This window comes from Vibrio comitans (assembly GCA_024346835.1).
GTDB classification, from domain to species: Bacteria; Pseudomonadota; Gammaproteobacteria; order Enterobacterales; family Vibrionaceae; genus Vibrio; species Vibrio comitans.
Window position 1 is genome coordinate 2,959,566 of sequence record AP024866.1, and the last position, 19,075, is coordinate 2,978,640.

The window sequence follows — 19,075 nt, forward strand, 5'->3', positions numbered from 1 at the left end:
GCTTACTTTCGAGGCTTGCCTCTCAAGTGGACGGCCATTCTAGCGTTTTGAACCTCAGTGTCAAACACTTTTTTGAATTTATTTTCGAAGAGAAGTTAAACTCAAATGGTTCGGCTAATTTGCCTACTGAATCACTGCAAAGCGTTGTCGCTGTTGCCGTGTCAGTGGGGCGCATTATAGAGATGCTCATCACATTGGCAAGCGTTTTTTCTAAAGATTTTCAGCTTTTTGTACCGTCTGTTCATCTATTGGCCAGAAGGGTCTTTTTTTGATAGTTTGATAACAATATATATACAGTTTTGATGGGGTTTAACTATGAGTTCTTTACGTAGCTATAAAGGAATACAGCCTTCTATAGAGTCTGGTGTTTATATCGATGATTCTGCAGTTGTTGTTGGCGACGTTAGGATTGGGGCAGATTCTAGTATTTGGCCACAAGTCGCCGCTAGAGGAGATGTAAACCATATACATATTGGTCAGCGTACCAACATTCAAGATGGTTCTGTACTGCATGTTACTCACAAAAACGCGAGTACCCCTGAGGGATACCCTCTCATCATTGGTGATGAAGTGACTGTAGGGCATTTAGTGATGCTACACGGGTGCACTATTAAAGATAGGGTCTTAGTCGGTATGAGCACGACCATTCTCGATGGCGCAATAGTAGAAAGCGATGTATTTATTGGCGCAGGTAGTCTAGTACCACCGAATAAGAGATTGGAAAGTGGCTACCTCTATGTAGGGCGACCTGTAAAACAGGTAAGACCCTTAACGGAACAAGAAGCAGCCTTTCTTTCTAAATCTGCGGATAACTACGTACAGAACAAAAATGATTATCTAAACGAAGTGCACAACATTAATTAATTTCTATTTGTCCGAGCTGATTGAACTCTTCCGCTTCAATCAGCTCTTCCGCAAGGTCTTCAAGATCAAAGCGATATTCTGAGAACACCTTTAAGGCCATCGCTTCATCATCGATTTGCAGTTGAGATAGATTCTGTAAGTAGCCAGCAGAGACTAAACACTCAATGAGATTTCCTGATTGCTGGCCCATAAACACTACTACTTTTCTATTCTCATCCCAGCTTAGCTGATCAGTAAAGATTATTGATTGATTCAATTACGAGCCCTCTAGGTTTTTACGAAGTTCACGGAGCACTTGTTTCGCACCAGGGCGAATGCCTCTCCACAACATGAAGCTCTCAGCAGCTTGTCCAACTAACATCCCCAAACCGTCATAAGCCTTCGCTACACCATTCTCTTTCGCCCACTGATTGAACACAGTGGTACCCGAGCCATAAACCATGTCATAGCTTACTGTTTGGGGTGAAAATATCGTTGCGGAAATCTCAGGTAATTCTTTGGTTAGCCCTGCAGACGTTGAGTTAATTACGACATCAAAGCTTCCTTCAACCTCTTCAATGGGTAACGCTTCGATAGGACCGTATTCCTTAAATTGCTCCACCAGCGACTGCGCTCTGCTGTAGGTTCTATTTGCTATGACTAATTGTGCGGGCTTTTGTTCAAGAAGTTGCTTAAGCACCCCCCTTACTGCCCCACCTGCACCAACAATCAGAATACGAGCGTCTTTCAGCATCACTTGATATTGAAGCAGGTCTTGCACAAGACCTTCACCATCCGTGTTATCTCCAATAATTTGACCATCATCTAGCTTCTTCAGTGTATTCACTGCACCAGCTAGTTTCGCTCGCTCAGTTAGTCGATCTGCGAGTTCGTAAGCATCATGCTTAAAAGGAGCCGTCACATTGCAACCCTTGCCACCTTCGGCAAAAAAGGTTTTAGCAGCCTGAGTAAATTCTCCAATCTCGGCATATTGCGATACATAGTGGATGCTTTGGTTAGTCTGTCTCGCGAACAATGTATGAATAAAGGGAGATTTACTCTGCTTTATTGGGTTCCCAAAAACGACATACTGATCAATTGACTGATTCATCTTCCTACCTGATGCTACTGATTAAAACGACTGCCTATGAACCTATCACTGATAACGACGAAGAAAAAGTACTACCACTCTCTTGGCGACAAGTACTCTTTATACAACAGAGCTTCATGCGAGCCTTCTTCTACCTGATAGTTATACTCCCATCGTGCTAATGGTGGCATAGACATCAAAATAGATTCCGTTCTTCCCTTACTTTGCAAACCGAACAGGGTGCCTCTGTCGTAGACAAGGTTGAACTCTACATAGCGGCCACGTCGATACAGTTGGAACTGGCGTTGCTGATCTGTAAATGGCGTATCTTTTCGCTTCTCTATAATAGGCAAGTAGCCTTTCGTGAAGCCTTCGCCGACAGCACGCATGTAAGCAAAGCTTTTTTCAAAGCCCCATTGATTAAGATCGTCAAAGAACAACCCACCGACACCACGCGTTTCATTGCGGTGAGGCAAGAAGAAGTAATCATCACACCACTTCTTGTGCTCAGCATAAACATCTGCACCAAATGGTGCACACAACTGCTTCGCTGTGTCGTGCCAGTGCTGGCAGTCATCTTCAAATGGATAAAAAGGGGTCAAATCAAACCCGCCACCAAACCACCAAATTGGTTCGCTTCCCTCTTTATCTGCAATAAAGAAGCGTACATTGGCATGGGAAGTCGGAATAAATGGGTTATTAGGATGAATAACCAGTGAAACACCCATGGCTTCGAACTTGCGCCCAGCTAGCTCTGGTCGGTGCGCTGTGGCAGAGCCTGGCATCTTATCACCAAAGACATGAGAGAAATTTACCCCGCCTTGTTCAATGACCGCACCACCTTTTAGAACACGCGTACGACCACCACCACCTTGTTCTCGAGTCCATGCATCCTCTACAAACGTGGCCTCTCCATCCGCAGTTTCCAGTTCTGCACAAATATTATCTTGTAGCTGCAGTAGAAAGCGCTTTACCGCTTCCTTATCGACCTGTGCCATTGTTTATCCTTGTCTTAATACTTGAAGAGATCGTGCGTCTTTAATTTCAGAGGGTTTATTTCGATTGCCCACTGCGCCTTGCATGATGAACACATCCTCAGACCCTAACTGGCTTTCAACCTCATCGGCAGTAAGACAAGGAGGCAAACCGGATAGGTTGGCACTTGTGGAAGTAATCGGCTTGCCAAACTCTAAGCAAAGCTGCTGCACTATTCCATGGTCCGTGACTCTTACTGCTACGCTATCAAACTGCCCATGAACTAACTCATGAACTTTTTTGCTGATGGGCATCACCCAAGTTACCGGACCTGGCCAGCTTTTAAATACCGTATCTAACTGCTCCGTAGATAACGTACTTACATCAACATAAGGCAACAGCTGATCAAAGCTTGCAGCAATCAGGATTAAGCCTTTACTTGGGTCTCTTTGTTTCAGCTGGATAAGCGCATTTAGCGCTTCTTCATCATCTGGATCGCACCCGACTCCAAACACTGCCTCAGTTGGGTATGCAATTACCTTCCCTTGTCTCAGGGCATCAACCGCTTGATCAATTACCATCATTCCTTGAGTGTCCTTTTTTACACTATCTTTCTACTTAGTTTACAAATTCTATTCCTAGCTGGTAAGCATTTCCTGTAAATCGACAAAACAAAGCGACGCAAACGTTTTCCTATTCAAAAAATAACCGTATAATGCGCGCAAAATTGGTATTCAAAGCTCAACTAGTTAAATTAGGAGTCGTTACATGCAAGTCGGTATTATCATGGGTTCTAAGTCAGATTGGCCAACGATGAAGTTAGCCGCTGAGATGCTCGACCAATTCGGTGTTAGCTACGAAACTAAAGTTGTTTCAGCTCACCGTACTCCACAACTACTAGCGGACTATGCAAATAGCGCAAAAGATCGCGGCATTAAGGTAATTATTGCCGGTGCAGGCGGCGCAGCTCACCTTCCTGGCATGTGTGCAGCATTTACTAGCCTTCCTGTTCTTGGTGTTCCTGTTCAATCTCGTGCCCTAAAAGGCATGGATTCTTTGCTATCTATTGTGCAAATGCCAAAAGGCATTGCGGTAGGCACACTTGCTATCGGTGAAGCCGGTGCAGCAAACTCAGGTATTCTAGCGGCACAAATCATTGGTACTCATGTTCCTGAAGTAATGGAAAAAGTAGAAGCTTTCCGCAAAGAACAAACCGATACTGTACTTGCTAATCCGAATCCAGCGGAGGATTAATACCGTGCAAGTTTTAGTTTTAGGTGCCGGACAGTTAGCTCGCATGATGGCGCTAGCTGCCGCTCCGTTGAACATCAGAACCATCGCTTTTGATGTAAATAGCGAATCTATTGTTGAGCCTATCACTCAAACTAAGTTAGGTAGTGGGTTACAAGCCGCTATCGAGCAAGCTGATGTCATCACGGCGGAGTTTGAGCATGTTCCACACCCAGTACTTGATGCTTGTCAGGCCAGTGACAAGTTGCTGCCAAGTGCAGAAGCGATAAAAACGGGTGGCGACCGCCGTATCGAAAAAGCACTGCTTGATAAGGCTGACGTTGCCAATGCTAAGTATTCGCTTATTCGCACCCGCCAAGACTTTGAAAACGCTATCGACTACGTTGGTTTACCTATGGTGCTTAAGAGCACATTGGGTGGATACGATGGAAAAGGTCAGTGGCGCTTAAAAGAACAAGCAGCAGTAGAAACTGTGTGGGCTGAAATGGAGGAGTGCATCGCTTCTTCCGAAGCGCAGGCGATTATTGCAGAAGAGTTCGTCGGGTTTGATCGCGAAGTGTCTTTGATCGGTGCTAGAAATAAGCATGGTGAGATTGCGGTATACCCGCTTGCTGAGAATGTGCACACCGATGGTGTATTAAGCCTTTCTACTGCGATCGACGAACCTGAGCTTCAAGCTCAAGCAAAGCAGATGTTTACTGCCGTGGCTGAATGCCTCGACTATGTTGGCGTATTGGCATTAGAGTTTTTTGACGTTCAAGGTAAATTGATGGTCAACGAGATCGCTCCACGCGTTCACAACTCTGGTCACTGGACACAGCAAGGCGCTGAAACCTGCCAGTTTGAAAACCATATGCGCGCGGTGTGTGGCCTTCCTCTAGGTAGCACCAAAGCACTTCGCCCTACTGCAATGATAAACATTCTTGGTGAAGATACTCTTGCTGAAGAATTGCTAAGCATGAGCCAAGCTCATATTCATTGGTATGGTAAAGAGAAGCGCCCAGGTCGTAAGATGGGGCACATCAATGTGTGTGGTAGTGACCAAGCAGACTTAGAGCAACAACTACAATCTATTGCTCAGTGGCTTAACGCCGATGCTTTCCCTGCACTACACCAAAAATAGTTTGAATAAGATGCAAAAAGGAGGCTAACGCCTCCTTTTTTATTACTACTGACTTTACTGCTGTTTGCACTGGCATTTACGACTTGCACACAGCAAACTGCTTTTCTCACCACTCTTCTTAACCACCAGCAACTTGAAGCCGCATTCTTGGCATGTCCCTTGTTTAGGCTCATTGTTAATAGAGAAATTGCACTTAGGATATTGGTCACAGGCATAAAATGCCTTGCCAAATCGCGACTTCCTCTCAATTAAATGACCCTTATTGCACTCAGGACAAGAAAAAGACTCAACACTGTGGTCTTCTGGTTCATCCATACTGCCAATATAGTGACATTCTGGATAACTGGAGCAACCAATAAACATCCCGTAGCGACCTTGCCTTAATACAAGCTCATCGCCACAATCTGGACAAGGCACACCAAGAGGTTTCAGTATCTGCCCCGACGCTTGGTGCAAGGGCTTAATGTAGTCACAAGCTGGATATTGAGTACAACCTAGAAATGCACCATGTTTGCCATGGCGCATTTGCAAAGGGTTGCCACAATTTGGGCATAGCTGTTCTAGAGCATGCCCTTCCGAAGAGAAAAGTTGGTTATTGATCTTGTTCATATAGGAATTAATGCAAAATGCCGTGATCTGTTGAGTAAAGTAACTCTTCCATCGTCGTGTAAGCATTTTCATTGCCAGGCACGTTAAACAGCACCATCAAAATGATCCATTTCAGGTCATCCAACTGCAAATCGTTAGTTTCTAGCCCCATCACGCGGTCTATCACCATCTCACGCAATTCTGCACTCAATACGCCTATTTGCTCCAAGAACAAAATAAAGCCTCGACAACGAGTATCAATTCTCTGCTGTTCTTGATCCGAATAGATGCGAATCGATGTTGCTGAACTGGTCGCTATATTTTGACTTGAATCTTCACTTTGCAAGGCAGCTAAGTCTTCCAACCAATTTAGCGCTTTGTACACCTCATCTTGGCGGAAGCCAGCACGAAGGAGCTCTTGCTCAAGCTCATCTTGATTGACGTTCAAATCACTCTCGCTATGAATGTACGTCTCAAACAGATACATAAGAATATCCATCATAGTCAGCTCCCCCTTAATCTAATGTAACCACCAACCACTGAAGCCACTATACCTTGAAGCTCCAGCTCTAATAACTGCATCATAACCTGATTTACGGGTAAATGGGTCCTTTCTGCCAAAAAATCAACGGCCACGGGTCTCTCTCCCAACAGATTTAGTATTGGCTGATCTCCTGCCTCAGTTTGCCCTCTTTCTTGTTGCTTGTTAACTGACAACGGCGAAGATAAAGTCGCCTCTTGTTGTATTGTAGAAGACCAGTTAACTAAGCCATTAATTTCATGAACAATATCTCGTGCATCTCTCACTAATACCGCTCCATCACGAAGCAATTGATTGCATCCCGCTGCATTGGGATTAAGTATCGACCCTGGAACAGCGTACACATCACGCCCTTGTTCTAGAGCAAAACGAGCCGTTATTAAAGAACCACTTTTTTGCGCCGCCTCAACCACCAGCACGCCAACAGATAACCCACTGATGATTCGATTTCGCCTCGGAAAGTTATACGCTCTCGGCGGGTAAAAAGGAGCGAATTCAGAGACAAGGGCGCCATTTTCTTTAATTCTGAATGCTAACGACTGGTGCTGCTTTGGGTACAAGAAATCAAAGCCGCTTCCCAACACGGCAATTGTTTTGCCATTCTGCTCCAAGCAAGCTTGATGTGCGTGGCCATCTACCCCCAAAGCTAGGCCACTGGTGATCGTCACCCCTAAGCGAGTCAATTCGGATGAAAACTGGCGAGTAATGTACAAACCATCTTGAGTACTATTTCGGCTACCAACGACACCAACTTGAGTCGAGCGCAGAGCTTCCACCTCCCCTTGTACAAACAGTATCGGAGGAAAACCAGGGATTTCCTTTAGCAACTGGGGATACTGTTCTTTGTCTTCTGCAATGAGTAAGTGGTTACCGTCTTTATTCTCCCACTCTAAGCACTTATCGACACTTTGATTTGATTTGGCCGTTAAAAACCGTACCTGTGATTCTGTAAATTTAAGAGAAAGTAGCTCTTTTTTTGACAGAGATGTCAGCTCTTGCGGAGAGAGATATTCAAGGATTTTCTGTAGCCTAACTCCACTTAAACGGGGCGTCATACAGAGCGTAAGCCATGCTGTGATCTGTTGTTCTGTCATAGAGAATCTCATCGAAGTGGATTGGTGCTGTTATTTGAAGACCAAAATGACTAAAATTGTCACAAATGGCTGAGATTCTTTCGGCGCAGTTCAACTTTTTTGAGTGATTATGTCTTTATTAAACGTACTAACCTTCCCAGATGATCGTCTACGCACCGTCGCTAAGCCGGTTGTGGACTTTACGCCAGAATTACAAACTCACATCGATGACATGATTGAGACTATGTACGCAGAAGAAGGCATTGGCCTGGCTTCTACACAAGTTGACGTACATAAACAAATCGTCGTGATTGACCTTTCTGAGACTCGTGACGAGCCTTTGATTCTTATTAACCCAGAAATCACAGAGAAGCGTGGCGAAGACGGAATCGAAGAAGGTTGTCTATCTGTGCCAGGTGCTCGCGCGCTAGTTCCTCGTGCAGCTGAAATCTCGGTTAAGGCTTTGAACCGAGAAGGTGAAGAGTTCACGTTCGAAGCTGATGATCTGCTAGCAATCTGTGTGCAGCATGAACTTGACCACTTAGCGGGTAAACTTTTTGTTGATTATCTCTCTCCGCTAAAACGCAAGCGCATCAAAGACAAGCTAGAGAAAATTAAGCGCTACAACGAGAAAAACCAGTAACTAGGAGTTTGCATTGAGCAAAGCACTAAAGATCGTATTTGCAGGTACTCCAGATTTCGCCGCCGACCATTTGTCGGCGTTGTTATCTTCGGAGCATGAGGTTATCGCTGTTTATTCAACACCTGATAAACCTGCTGGCCGAGGTAAAAAGCTAACAGCAAGCCCTGTTAAAAACCTTGCTATCGAACATAACATTCCAGTTTATCAGCCAGAAAACTTCAAGTCTGATGAGGCGAAACAACAACTGGCTGACCTTGATGCTGACATCATGGTCGTCGTGGCTTACGGGCTACTGTTACCTAAACAAGTTCTAGATACTCCGAAACTAGGCTGTATTAATGTTCATGGTTCAATCCTTCCTCGCTGGCGTGGTGCCGCTCCAATTCAACGCTCAATTTGGGCTGGAGATGCAGAGACTGGCGTTACCATCATGCAGATGGATGTCGGATTAGACACTGGCGATATGCTGCATATTGCTACCCTGCCTATCGAACCAGAAGATACCAGTGCTGCGCTTTATCACAAACTGGCTAAGTTGGGCCCAGTTGCGCTTGTTGAGTGCCTTTCCTCTATTGCAGAAGGAACCGCTGTTCCAGTTAAGCAAGATGATGCGCTATCAAATTACGCTAAGAAACTCAGCAAAGAAGAAGCACAGCTAGATTGGACTAAAGATGCCAACGTACTTGAGCGTGAAATCCGCGCGTTCAACCCTTGGCCAATGAGCTACTTCTCGATTGGCGATAAAAATATCAAGGTATGGAAAGCAAGTGTTGATGCAGCCCCATGTTCTACAGAAGCTGGCACCATCATCAAAGCAGATAAAACGGGTATTCAAATAGCGACAGGAAAAGGCAGCTTAGTTTTGGAACAAATTCAGGTTCCAGGAAAGAAAGCCATGTCCGTCGGTGACGTACTCAACTCTCGAGCAGATTGGTTCTCAGTAGGAACTCAACTAGCTTAAACAACTACTACTAAGGCTTGAGGTTCTCAAGCCTTACTCTTGTTAGGAAATACCTATGAATGTACGCGCCGCCGCAGCCACTGTGCTGTTTCAAGTTGTAGACAAGGGGTACTCACTCTCCAGTGCTTTGCCTGCTGCACAATCCAACCTAAAACCTCGTGATCACGCACTTCTACAAGAGATTTGCTACGGTTGCCTGCGCTACCTACCGAGATTAGAGACCATAGTTAACGAACTAATGGAAAAACCTCTAAAAGGTAAGCAACGTGTGTTCCACCATTTGATGTTAGTGGGTATCTACCAACTAAGCTTTATGCGCACGGCAGACCATGCCGCAGTCGCTGAAACCGTTGAAGCCTGTCAGTCGTTAAAGGGACATAAGCTTAAAGGCTTAATCAATGCTGTGCTACGAAACTACCAGCGCAACCAACAGCGACTCGATGGGTTATCGGTCAAGCACGATGCTGGTAAATACGGACACCCAAGCTGGCTGCTAAAGCTACTTCGTGAGGCATACCCGAACGATTGGGAATCTATTGTTGAAGCTAATAACACGAAAGCCCCTATGTGGCTGCGTGTGAACAGCAAACACCATACTCGCGATGAATATCTAAAACTGCTAGAAGCTGAAGAGCTTGAGGCCGAAACTCATCCTCAAGCTCGCCATGCGTTGCGTCTGCTAAAAGCATGCGATGTAAACAAGCTTCCTGGATTCGATCAAGGCTGGGTATCGGTGCAAGACGCGGCAGCGCAGTTGTCACTGGAATACCTACAGCCAAAAGATGGTGAATTGATTCTTGATTGCTGTGCCGCTCCTGGTGGTAAAACCGCTCACATCCTAGAGAACACAACAGATAGCCAAGTTGTGGCAATTGACGCTGATGAACAACGTCTTGATCGCGTTTATCAAAACCTCGACCGCTTAGGTCTTGATGCCAAAGTACTTTGTGCTGATGCTCGTTACCCTGAAGAGTGGTGGACAGGCGAGCAGTTCGACCGAATCCTACTTGACGCACCGTGTTCAGCGATAGGTGTTATTCGTCGTCACCCAGATATCAAATGGCTAAGACGCGCCGATGATTTGCCTGCATTGTCTCAACTACAAAGTGAGATTTTGGATGCTATGTGGCAACAATTGAAACAAGGCGGAACCTTAGTTTACGCAACATGTTCCATCTCTCCGATTGAAAACAAAGAGCAAGTGCTGGCATTCTTAGCCCGCACAGATGACGCCGAACTCATCGACAGCGATCCGAGCAACCCAGGTCGACAAATTTTGCCGGGAGAGCACAATATGGACGGCTTCTATTATGCGGTTCTGCAAAAGCGAACTAAATTAAACTAAGTCCTGCTGTATATAGGGAAATAATCGATGAAAATCATAATCTTGGGTGCTGGTCAGGTAGGCGGCACTCTTGCAGAGAATCTGGTTGGCGAAAATAATGATATCACTATCGTGGATACCAATAGTCGTCGCCTGAGAGAACTACAGGACAAGTATGATCTGCGAGTCGTCAATGGTGCTGCAAGTCACCCTGACACCCTAAGAGAGGCAGGCGCACAAGATGCGGACATGTTGGTGGCGGTTACTAACGCCGATGAAACCAACATGGCTGCGTGCCAAGTGGCTTTTACCTTATTCAATACGCCCAACAGAATTGCGCGTATTCGTTCACCTGAATACTTGGCAGAAAAAGACTCTCTGTTTAAATCAGGGGCCATCCCAGTGGATCACCTGATCGCTCCAGAAGAGTTAGTGACAGGCTATATTGAACGCCTTATTCAATATCCTGGGGCACTGCAGGTGGTTAGCTTTGCCGAAGAGAAGGTTAGCCTAGTAGCCGTTAAAGCCTTTTATGGTGGTCCACTCGTCGGTAATGCTATTTCTGCTTTACGCGAGCACATGCCACACATCGATACCCGCGTAGCGGCTATTTTCCGCCAAGGACGAGCCATTAGACCTCAAGGTACCACCATCATTGAAGCCGATGATGAGGTGTTCTTTGTGGCAGCGAGTAATGATATCCGCTCTGTGATGAGTGAATTGCAACGACTAGAAAAACAATACCGCAAAATCATGATCGTTGGTGGCGGTAACATTGGTGCAGGACTGGCAAAACGCCTTGAGCGCAATTACTCAGTAAAACTGATTGAGCGTAGCCTTGAGCGTGCAGAAATGCTCTCCGAAGAGCTAGACAACACCATTGTGTTGTGTGGTGATGCCGCAGATAAAGAACTGCTGTACGAAGAAAACATTGAAGAGATGGACGTGTTCATCGCTTTAACCAATGAAGACGAAACCAATATTATGTCAGCCATGCTGGCAAAAAGCCTTAATGCTAGAAAGGTAATGGTGTTGATTCAGCGTGGAGCTTATGTTGACCTTGTGCAGGGTGGCGATATTGACGTTGCTATCTCCCCTCAGCAGGCGACTATTTCTGCACTGCTTACCCATGTTCGTAGAGCTGATATTGTTAATGTCTCTTCTTTGCGTCGCGGGGCAGCAGAAGCCATCGAGGCTATCGCACATGGCGATGAAAACACCTCAAAGGTTGTAGGCAGAGCCGTAGGTGATCTTAAATTACCACCAGGCACTACCATTGGCGCTATTGTACGTGGTGAAGAAGTGCTAATCGCCCACGATAGAACCATGATCGAGCAGGATGACCACGTAGTCATGTTCTTGGTCGACAAAAAGTACGTTCCTGACGTTGAAACCTTGTTCCAACCAAGTCCGTTCTTCTTGTAGGTTTAACGACTTATGGTAAACGTACGCCCGATATTGTTTGTACTTGGATTAGTGCTATCAAAATTGGCGCTATTCATGTATCCGCCTACTATCTTAGCGATTTTTAATCCCGGTAGCGGTTTCGTTGAATTTGCTCAAGCGGTGGCTATCACCCATTTAGCCTCCTTTATTTGCTTGAGCTTCGGTCGTACTAAACACTTCAGACTCAATGTCAGAGATGTTTTTCTAGTGACCACCCTTGTATGGGTGGTCAGTACTGTCTTTGCTGCTTTACCTTTTGTTTTTATCAACCACATCAGCTTCACTGATGCCTACTTTGAAACTATGTCCGGTATTACCACCACAGGTTCAACCGTGCTCAGTGGCCTTGATGATATGTCTCACAGCATCCTGCTATGGCGTTCATTATTACAATGGCTTGGTGGTATTGGCTTTATTGTGATGGGTGTGGCGATTTTACCAATGCTAAACGTTGGGGGAATGCGCCTCTTCCAAACGGAATCCTCAGACTGGTCAGATAAAAGTTCACCTCGAGTAAAAAGCGTCGCGAAAAATATCGTGGTTGTTTATCTAGGTCTGACCCTGGCCTGTTTTGGTAGCTATGTAGCAACAGGGATGACTCCGTTTGAGGCGATCAATCACGCCTTTACCACTATCTCTACAGGCGGGTACTCAACCTCTGACGGATCAATGAACCACTTCTCTCATCAGGCGCAGTGGTTCTCTACCTTGTTTATGTTTCTGGGTGGATTGCCATTTTTGCTGTTTGTAGCGGCTTACAGAAAACAGTCGCTCTCTGCCTTAACCAAAGATGCTCAAGTTCTTGGTTTCTTTAAGTTATTTATGGTGGCCAGTTTAGCTATCACCGCATGGCTGGTACTGCGAGATCATTATGAAGTCAGTGACGCCCTTAGGGTCTCTATGTTCAATGTGGTTTCAGTACTGACAACCACTGGATTTGGATTGGAGGACTTTACTGCGTGGGGCACATTGACCACAGTACTGTTTACGTTTCTTCTGATGATGGGCGCCTGTTCTGGCTCCACGGCAGGTGGTATTAAGGTCTTCCGCTTCCAGATAGCCCTAACCCTGCTAAAAATACAGATGATGAAGCTTATTCACCCTTCTGGTGTATTCGTACAGCGCTATAACAAACGTCGTGTTAACGACGATATCATTCGCTCTATCGTCGCTTTTAGCCTTACGTTCTTCGCCACTGTGCTTGTGGTTGCCGCAGGTCTAAGTGCCATGGATTTGGATGCGATCACCAGTCTATCAGGGGCCATTACTGCCGTAGCAAATGTAGGGCCCGGCATGGGCTCAGTGATAGGCCCAACCGGGAATTTCGCACCTCTACCAGATGCAGCAAAGTGGCTTCTGAGCTTTGGTATGCTCCTCGGCCGCCTAGAGATATTGACAATATTAGTGCTGTTTCTGCCTGCCTTTTGGAGACGCTAGCCTTGTTTGGCTCTAAACAAATCCGTTAGATAGTCCACAACCTGCTGTGCTGCCTGCTCACTGGTCAACTCATTAGATAGTGACAGGTAGCAATTAAGTTCAGAGGAACCTAGCAAGTTTGACAGAAGCCCACCAAAGCCCTTCTTCTGGCGGTCTATCTCAAACCATAATTGCAGATGTTGCTCATCCCGGTAGGCAATAATTTCAACCTCACGCCAAGTACCGTGGAATAAGCCAGTCGTCGGAACAAATTCAAATTCTTGTACGAAGGGCATTTCAAACCCTTTTGCCGCCTCGCACTCAACCTGACGAATGCGTAGCCCTAGTTCTTCTAGTTCAGAAAAAATCTTATCCATAACCGGATCTGGGCGAACCGTCAGCATATCTTTATCAGTAGGATCGATAGCAAGATCGATATCTAGAGCTGTTTCCAGCCACACCTTAGAATCACCAATCGTTAGCGGCGTATTGAACGGAACGGCGAGCTCAATTTCAAATGTGCGTTCTTCTGATGGGTGAATCGTAAATGAGTATGGAAGCTCCCATTTATCCAGCACATAGTTTTGCGGTACGCGGCGCTTGAGTGCCCCCTCACTATGAGGCTGGCGCTCTTCTCTTTCAGTGATATAACGACAGCACAACTTAAGGTCGATATGATCAATATGTTGCTCCGTGGCACCACCATAAACATGGATAACTACCCGAACAGAATCACCCGGGATTAATGTTTCTTGCTGAAGAACAGCATCAACCTTTGCCGAGCCAATACCTAAGCTAGCCAGTGTTTTTTTGAAAAATGACATGCTTGACCTCTTAAACAATACAACTCTATTTATACTGGCTCAAAAACGCCCTATAACCAAAACCATTTCTACTCTTTTTGATCCCAGTTCAATAAAACACTGCAATTATTCCCATCAAAAAATAGAACATTTATTGTTCAGCGACTAAGGTTATCTGGTACGATATCTCATTGATACTCGTTGAGTATCTGTAATAACGGCAAAGGATATGCCTGACTATTTGGTGAAGTATGTTTCCAACAACCGTCAGGTTTGCTCGACCTAGCAGTCGAGTGGCACAGCGCAGAAGTTATTTTGCACCTGTTCCGTCTAAAAAACAGAAGTCCGATGAGGACCAAAAAAGCTAAGTTTCATTTAATACCGCGAAACCTGTTTTTAAAGTCTTACTCGCTGTACTAAAAAGCGCATTTGAAACCTTCAGATGCGCTTTTTTCTTATCTTTTTTATGACCTTTTTGTTAAGTTATGCGCACATCTCGAGTTCTATGGAGAAGACCATGAAATGCCATCGCGTAAACGAATTAATTGAATTACTGCACCCAGAGTGGGCAAAAGATCCAGACCTAAACCTAGTTGAATTCATTCTTAAACTTGCTAGTGAAGCAAGCTACGAAGGTAAACTAGAAGACTTAACTGATGACGTGCTTATCTACCATCTAAAGATGCGTAACAGTGAGCAAGAAGAAGAGATTCCAGGTCTTGCCAAAGACAAGGAAGACGACTTCAAAACAGCGCTTCTTCGCGCGCGTGGCATTATTGACTAACTGCCTGCTGGGTCAGCAAACGGTTTTGTTGACCCATCCCTCTCCTTCAACCCAACCCCTCTCGTTGTCATCTCTATCCCTGAAAGTTCATCAGTCCCTATCTATTCTGTAACTCATGTAACAATTAATTTTCATATTGTTCGATATACTGCGCCCAAGGTTTAGGTTGGAAAAGTAAAATGAGCAAGGATCGTATCGACATCAAAGATGTCACGGCAAAGGAATTCAACCCTAAGGCACATAAGAGCCAAGGGGATAGATTTAATCCAAGTAATCGCATTTATGTCAGAGCAAGCAAGGGCGTATTTCAAAAACTGCGTCGCTATGGAGCTTGGTTCTTATTACTACTGTTCGCATTAGTACCTTGGATTCCTTACGGAGAGCGACAAGCTATTCTGTTGGATATAGGGCAGCAGCAATTCAATTTCTTTGGCACAACCCTCTATCCGCAAGACCTTACCCTACTGGCCCTATTATTCATGATTGCGGCGTTTGGGCTGTTTTTCATTACTACCTTTTTAGGAAGGGTGTGGTGTGGGTATCTATGCCCTCAAACCGTTTGGACCTTCATGTATATATGGTTTGAAGAAAAACTAGAAGGCGCAGCAAACAAACGGAAAAAACAAGACTCGCAACCGCTCACTGCAGCGCTAGCACTTCGCAAAACGCTCAAGCATCTTGCTTGGTTCACCATTGCACTGCTCACGGGTCTCACCTTCGTTGGCTACTTTGTTCCTACCAATGAATTATGGCGCGATTTCTTCACTCTCGATGCCACGTTCTGGACTTACTTTTGGGTATTGTTCTTTGCGGTATGTACCTACGCCAATGCAGGATGGATGCGCTCCATTGTTTGTATCCACATGTGTCCCTACGCTCGATTCCAATCCGCTATGTTCGATAAAGACACCTTTATTGTTGGCTATGACAAAAAGCGTGGTGAAGACAGAGGCCCTCGTTCACGCAAAGCAAACCCTAGCGATCTCGGCCTAGGCGACTGTATTGACTGTAATTTATGTGTTCAAGTCTGCCCTACAGGTATCGATATTCGTGATGGTTTGCAATACGAGTGTATCAACTGCGGCGCTTGTATCGATGCATGTGATGTCACTATGGAGCGCATGAAATATCCTAAAGGACTAATCAGCTACACGACTGAGCACAAGCTAGAAGGCACTCACACCAAGATCATGAGACCAAAATTGATTGGCTATGGTTTGGTAATGATTCTGATGTTCGGATTTTTCATCATGCAGGTTGCTTCTGTAGAACCAGCCGGACTCAGCGTGATCAGGGATCGAACCCAACTCTATCGAACCAACAGTGATGGCTTTATAGAGAACACCTATACCCTAAAGATCATCAACAAAACTCAGCAGACACAGAGCTACAATCTTGATGTTTCAGGGCTGACAGATGTTGAATGGTATGGACGTCAAACTATCAACGTCTCCCCAGGTGAGGTATTTAACCTGCCAATCAGTCTCGGTGTAGATCCTGAGCAATTGAGCTCTTCTGTTACAACGATTCAATTTGAGCTAGAGGATCAGCACGGCTTCTCCATCGAAGTTGAAAGTCGCTTCATCAAACAGCTTTAACAAGAATTAATGTAATCAGAGGGTTATACTGCGGTATAACCCTCTTTTTTATTGGTCACTGACACCTCTACTATGAACTCTTTATTCAATTTTGACGCTCTGACTCCTGATTTTATGTGGTATGCATTGGCCAGTATCGGCGTTCGCGCTGAATCCGGCTTCCTAGCACTCAATAGCTATGAGAACCGGGTGTATCAGTTTGTCGACGAAGAAAAGAAGCGCTATGTGGTGAAATTTTACCGCCCACAACGCTGGAGCGAGCAACAGATTCAAGAAGAGCACGACTTTACGCTTTCACTGCTTGACCATGAAATACCTATTGCGCCACCCGTAATCATTGATGGAAAAACCCTCCATCACCATGAAGGCTATCTATTCACCCTATTTGAAAGTGTTGGCGGGCGTCAGTTTGAAGTCGATAACTACGACCAACTGGAAATGGTAGGCCGATTCTTGGGCAGAATTCATAAAGTTAGTGAGGGATTGCCTACATTTAAACACCGACCAACGATGGGCCTCGAGGAATACCTCTATCAATCTCGCGATATACTTAAACAAAGCCAATTTATCCCAGCACACATTGAGTCCGCTTTTTTTCAGGACATGCAGTTATTGATCTCTGCCATCGAAGAACAGTGGCAAACAGACTATACGCCTATCCGTTTACATGGTGACTGCCATCCAGGAAACATACTTTGGCGTGATGGTCCTATGTTTGTGGATTTGGACGATGCTAGAAATGGACCTGCAATACAGGATTTATGGATGCTGTTGAACGGTGACCGACATGAGAAACTGCTCCAGTTGGATATTGTTTTAGAGGGGTATCAAGAATTTTGCGATTTTGATGTCAATCAATTGAAACTGATCGAACCTTTGCGCGGTCTACGTCTAATACATTACATGTCTTGGTTAGCAAAAAGATGGCAAGATCCTGCTTTCCCTGTGGCATTCCCATGGTTTAATGATGCAAAATACTGGGAAGGTCAGGTATTGGCGATTAAAGAGCAATTGGCTGCACTACAAGAGCCTCCATTGTCTCTTACACCTAGTTGGTAAAAACCAACAGATTATTTATTGAAGGAGTATCCAAATGAAGAAGTTGATTGCCTTGGTGGCAACCATGTTTTTAACCCTATCTGCGCACGCAGCACAGTTTAGCGAAGGCCAACACTACAAGGTTCTTGATCTACCAGCATCATCGACTCCAACAGTAAACGAGTTCTTCTCTTTCTATTGCCCACACTGTCATCAGTTTGAGCCGATCATGAATTCTCTAAAGGCGTCATTACCTTCTAACGCTAAGTTCCAAAAGTCTCATGTTTCATTCATGGGTGGCAACATGGGTCTACCTATGAGCAAAGCCTACGCGACTATGGTGGCTCTAAAGGTAGAAGACCAAATGGTCCCTGTGATGTTCAGCCGCATTCATGATCTAAACGCAGCACCTCGCAACGAAGATGAGCTTCGTCAAATCTTCCTAGATGAAGGCATTGATGCGAAGAAATTCGATGCTGCTTACAAGGGCTTTGCTGTAGATTCTATGGTTCGTCGCTTTGACAAGAGCTTTAAAGACAGTGGCTTACGCGGTGTTCCAGCGATTGTAGTTAACAACAAGTACCTTGTTGAGATGGGTGGTATTAAATCAACCAAAGACTTAACAGACTTGGTAAATTACCTATTAACGCTTAAATAATCATTAAGGGGAGCGAATCGCTCCCCTTTTTTATTCCCTGTATAACTTGTCTAACTGTTTGTCTTTCTCTTTCCACAAGTCTCCCAGCCAAAGCTGAAACTGACGCTTAAATTGTTTATCCCCAAAGTAGTCACCCAGCACCTTATCATCAACGGACAAGACGTTTACCTTTACCACGATGCGCTGCATTCTTCCCATCAACATATCCTTAAATGGGTTTTCAACATTGTCAGGATAAGCAAGGGTAACATCGATAATGTTATCAAACTGCTCGCCCATAGCGGCTAAGGTATAAGCGATACCGCCCGCTTTTGGTAATAATAAGTGCTTGTATTTGCTTTGATTGTGGCTGCTACTGCGATATCGAGTTCCCTCAACATAATTCACCACAGTAGTTGGAATATGCTGAAATTTCTCGCACGAGCGACGAGTAGTTTCTAAGTCCTTACCCCGCTTCTCTGGATGCCTAAGTAAGTATTCTCGAGAATAGCGACGCATAAAGGGCATATCTAACGCCCAGCAAGCCATACCCAAGAACGGCACGTAAAGGAGCTGCTGCTTAAGAAAAAACTTAGGCATGGGAATACGATCTTTAAACACGCAACACAGAACCACTATATCAGTCCAGCTACGATGATTACTGAGCATCAAATACCAGCCGTGGTAATTCAGCCCATCTAATCCTTCCACCTGCCAATCCACTTTGTTAGACAGAGATAAGATCAGGGCATTAACCGTGGCCCAAAGCCACATCACCCTATTGGCATAATGTGATGTGAATTGCTTTACCGATGAGATCGGCACTAAAGCTCGGATCAGCGCGAGTATGCAGATGGCAATGGAGCTGAGAGCGGTATTGAGAATGACCAACGAGGCATTTATGACAAGAATGAGATAACCGAGCATAACCGTGAAACTAA

21 protein-coding genes are annotated in these 19,075 nt (G+C 45.1%); 12 read left to right on the top strand and 9 right to left on the bottom strand.

The genetic code is table 11. The features are described 5' to 3' along the window. Positions 1–315 precede the first annotated feature (315 nt). On the top strand, positions 316–864 hold the full coding sequence (locus OCU46_RS13655) for a gamma carbonic anhydrase family protein (protein ID WP_141273279.1): 549 nt from the start codon (positions 316–318) through the stop codon (positions 862–864). Here the strand turns inward: OCU46_RS13655 and OCU46_RS13660 are convergent. From OCU46_RS13660 to tsaC, 4 genes are all read right to left on the bottom strand, one after another. Then, positions 857–1,120: a DUF1488 family protein gene (locus tag OCU46_RS13660; protein ID WP_167495439.1), complete on the bottom strand. Its 264-nt coding sequence runs from the start codon at positions 1,118–1,120 to the stop codon at positions 857–859. The two genes, OCU46_RS13655 and OCU46_RS13660, sit on opposite strands and share 8 nt — an antisense overlap. After that, entirely contained in the window at positions 1,121–1,954 is an 834-nt protein-coding gene (aroE, locus tag OCU46_RS13665) for a shikimate dehydrogenase (RefSeq protein ID WP_141273281.1), read from the bottom strand. Positions 1,955–2,025: 71 nt separating this feature from the next. After that, positions 2,026–2,931, bottom strand: coding sequence for an oxygen-dependent coproporphyrinogen oxidase (hemF, locus tag OCU46_RS13670; protein WP_337972449.1), 906 nt, complete (start codon positions 2,929–2,931; stop codon positions 2,026–2,028). A gap of 3 nt (positions 2,932–2,934) precedes the next feature. Further along, entirely contained in the window at positions 2,935–3,492 is a 558-nt protein-coding gene (tsaC, locus tag OCU46_RS13675; RefSeq protein WP_167495440.1) for an L-threonylcarbamoyladenylate synthase type 1 TsaC, read from the bottom strand. A 184-nt stretch (positions 3,493–3,676) separates the two neighbouring features. Here tsaC and purE point away from each other — a divergent pair, with 184 nt between their 5' ends. Together purE and OCU46_RS13685 are read left to right on the top strand one after the other, a co-directional pair. Beyond that, positions 3,677–4,162 (top strand): 5-(carboxyamino)imidazole ribonucleotide mutase, encoded by a 486-nt coding sequence (gene purE, locus OCU46_RS13680; protein WP_021714834.1) that lies wholly within the window; start codon positions 3,677–3,679, stop codon positions 4,160–4,162. Between the two features lie 4 nt (positions 4,163–4,166). Further along, positions 4,167–5,282 (top strand): 5-(carboxyamino)imidazole ribonucleotide synthase, encoded by a 1,116-nt coding sequence (locus OCU46_RS13685; protein WP_141273285.1) that lies wholly within the window; start codon positions 4,167–4,169, stop codon positions 5,280–5,282. 54 nt (positions 5,283–5,336) lie between these two features. Here the strand turns inward: OCU46_RS13685 and OCU46_RS13690 are convergent, their stop codons facing one another. Genes OCU46_RS13690 through dprA form a run of 3 tightly spaced genes read right to left on the bottom strand, consistent with a single transcriptional unit; the run spans position 5,337 to position 7,505 of the window. Beyond that, entirely contained in the window at positions 5,337–5,891 is a 555-nt protein-coding gene (locus OCU46_RS13690) for a DNA topoisomerase family protein (RefSeq protein ID WP_141273287.1), read from the bottom strand. A 7-nt stretch (positions 5,892–5,898) separates the two neighbouring features. Beyond that, positions 5,899–6,372 (bottom strand): DUF494 family protein, encoded by a 474-nt coding sequence (locus OCU46_RS13695; RefSeq protein WP_102321649.1) that lies wholly within the window; start codon positions 6,370–6,372, stop codon positions 5,899–5,901. A gap of 2 nt (positions 6,373–6,374) precedes the next feature. Next, positions 6,375–7,505, bottom strand: coding sequence for a DNA-processing protein DprA (gene dprA / locus OCU46_RS13700; protein WP_141273289.1), 1,131 nt, complete (start codon positions 7,503–7,505; stop codon positions 6,375–6,377). A 109-nt stretch (positions 7,506–7,614) separates the two neighbouring features. Between dprA and def the strand changes: the two genes are divergently transcribed. The 5 genes from def to OCU46_RS13725 are packed head-to-tail and all read left to right on the top strand — an operon-like array spanning position 7,615 to position 13,295. After that, positions 7,615–8,127, top strand: a complete 513-nt coding sequence (gene def, locus OCU46_RS13705; protein WP_141273291.1) for a peptide deformylase — start codon at positions 7,615–7,617, stop codon at positions 8,125–8,127. 13 nt (positions 8,128–8,140) lie between these two features. After that, complete coding sequence (gene fmt, locus OCU46_RS13710) at positions 8,141–9,088, top strand: methionyl-tRNA formyltransferase (protein ID WP_141273293.1); 948 nt, start codon at positions 8,141–8,143, stop codon at positions 9,086–9,088. A gap of 55 nt (positions 9,089–9,143) precedes the next feature. Beyond that, complete coding sequence (gene rsmB, locus OCU46_RS13715) at positions 9,144–10,433, top strand: 16S rRNA (cytosine(967)-C(5))-methyltransferase RsmB (protein WP_141273295.1); 1,290 nt, start codon at positions 9,144–9,146, stop codon at positions 10,431–10,433. 27 nt (positions 10,434–10,460) lie between these two features. After that, positions 10,461–11,837, top strand: a complete 1,377-nt coding sequence (trkA, locus tag OCU46_RS13720; protein WP_017029768.1) for a Trk system potassium transporter TrkA — start codon at positions 10,461–10,463, stop codon at positions 11,835–11,837. Positions 11,838–11,849: 12 nt separating this feature from the next. Beyond that, complete coding sequence (locus tag OCU46_RS13725) at positions 11,850–13,295, top strand: TrkH family potassium uptake protein (RefSeq protein ID WP_141273297.1); 1,446 nt, start codon at positions 11,850–11,852, stop codon at positions 13,293–13,295. Here the strand turns inward: OCU46_RS13725 and OCU46_RS13730 are convergent. After that, complete coding sequence (locus OCU46_RS13730; RefSeq protein ID WP_141273299.1) at positions 13,292–14,098, bottom strand: sporulation protein; 807 nt, start codon at positions 14,096–14,098, stop codon at positions 13,292–13,294. The genes OCU46_RS13725 and OCU46_RS13730 overlap by 4 nt on opposite strands. A 496-nt stretch (positions 14,099–14,594) precedes the next feature. Between OCU46_RS13730 and OCU46_RS13735 the strand changes: the two genes are divergently transcribed. The 4 genes from OCU46_RS13735 to OCU46_RS13750 all read left to right on the top strand — a co-directional run bounded on the left by OCU46_RS13735 (position 14,595) and on the right by OCU46_RS13750 (position 18,155). After that, positions 14,595–14,861 carry a YihD family protein gene (locus OCU46_RS13735; RefSeq protein WP_017243439.1) on the top strand — a complete coding sequence of 89 codons (267 nt, stop codon included), beginning with the start codon at positions 14,595–14,597 and terminating at the stop codon, positions 14,859–14,861. 179 nt (positions 14,862–15,040) lie between these two features. Next, the gene (ccoG, locus tag OCU46_RS13740; protein ID WP_141273301.1) at positions 15,041–16,459 is read left to right on the top strand and encodes a cytochrome c oxidase accessory protein CcoG; all 1,419 of its coding nucleotides are present in this window, start codon (positions 15,041–15,043) and stop codon (positions 16,457–16,459) included. 72 nt (positions 16,460–16,531) lie between these two features. Next, a complete protein-coding gene (locus OCU46_RS13745) occupies positions 16,532–17,518 on the top strand; it encodes a serine/threonine protein kinase (protein WP_141273303.1) in 987 nt (328 codons plus the stop codon). 34 nt (positions 17,519–17,552) lie between these two features. Further along, positions 17,553–18,155 carry a thiol:disulfide interchange protein DsbA/DsbL gene (locus OCU46_RS13750; protein ID WP_141273305.1) on the top strand — a complete coding sequence of 201 codons (603 nt, stop codon included), beginning with the start codon at positions 17,553–17,555 and terminating at the stop codon, positions 18,153–18,155. 30 nt (positions 18,156–18,185) lie between these two features. On the opposite strand, the gene OCU46_RS13755 is transcribed toward OCU46_RS13750, so the two are convergent. Continuing rightward, complete coding sequence (locus OCU46_RS13755; RefSeq protein ID WP_141273307.1) at positions 18,186–19,061, bottom strand: acyltransferase; 876 nt, start codon at positions 19,059–19,061, stop codon at positions 18,186–18,188. Positions 19,062–19,075: the final 14 nt, after the last annotated feature.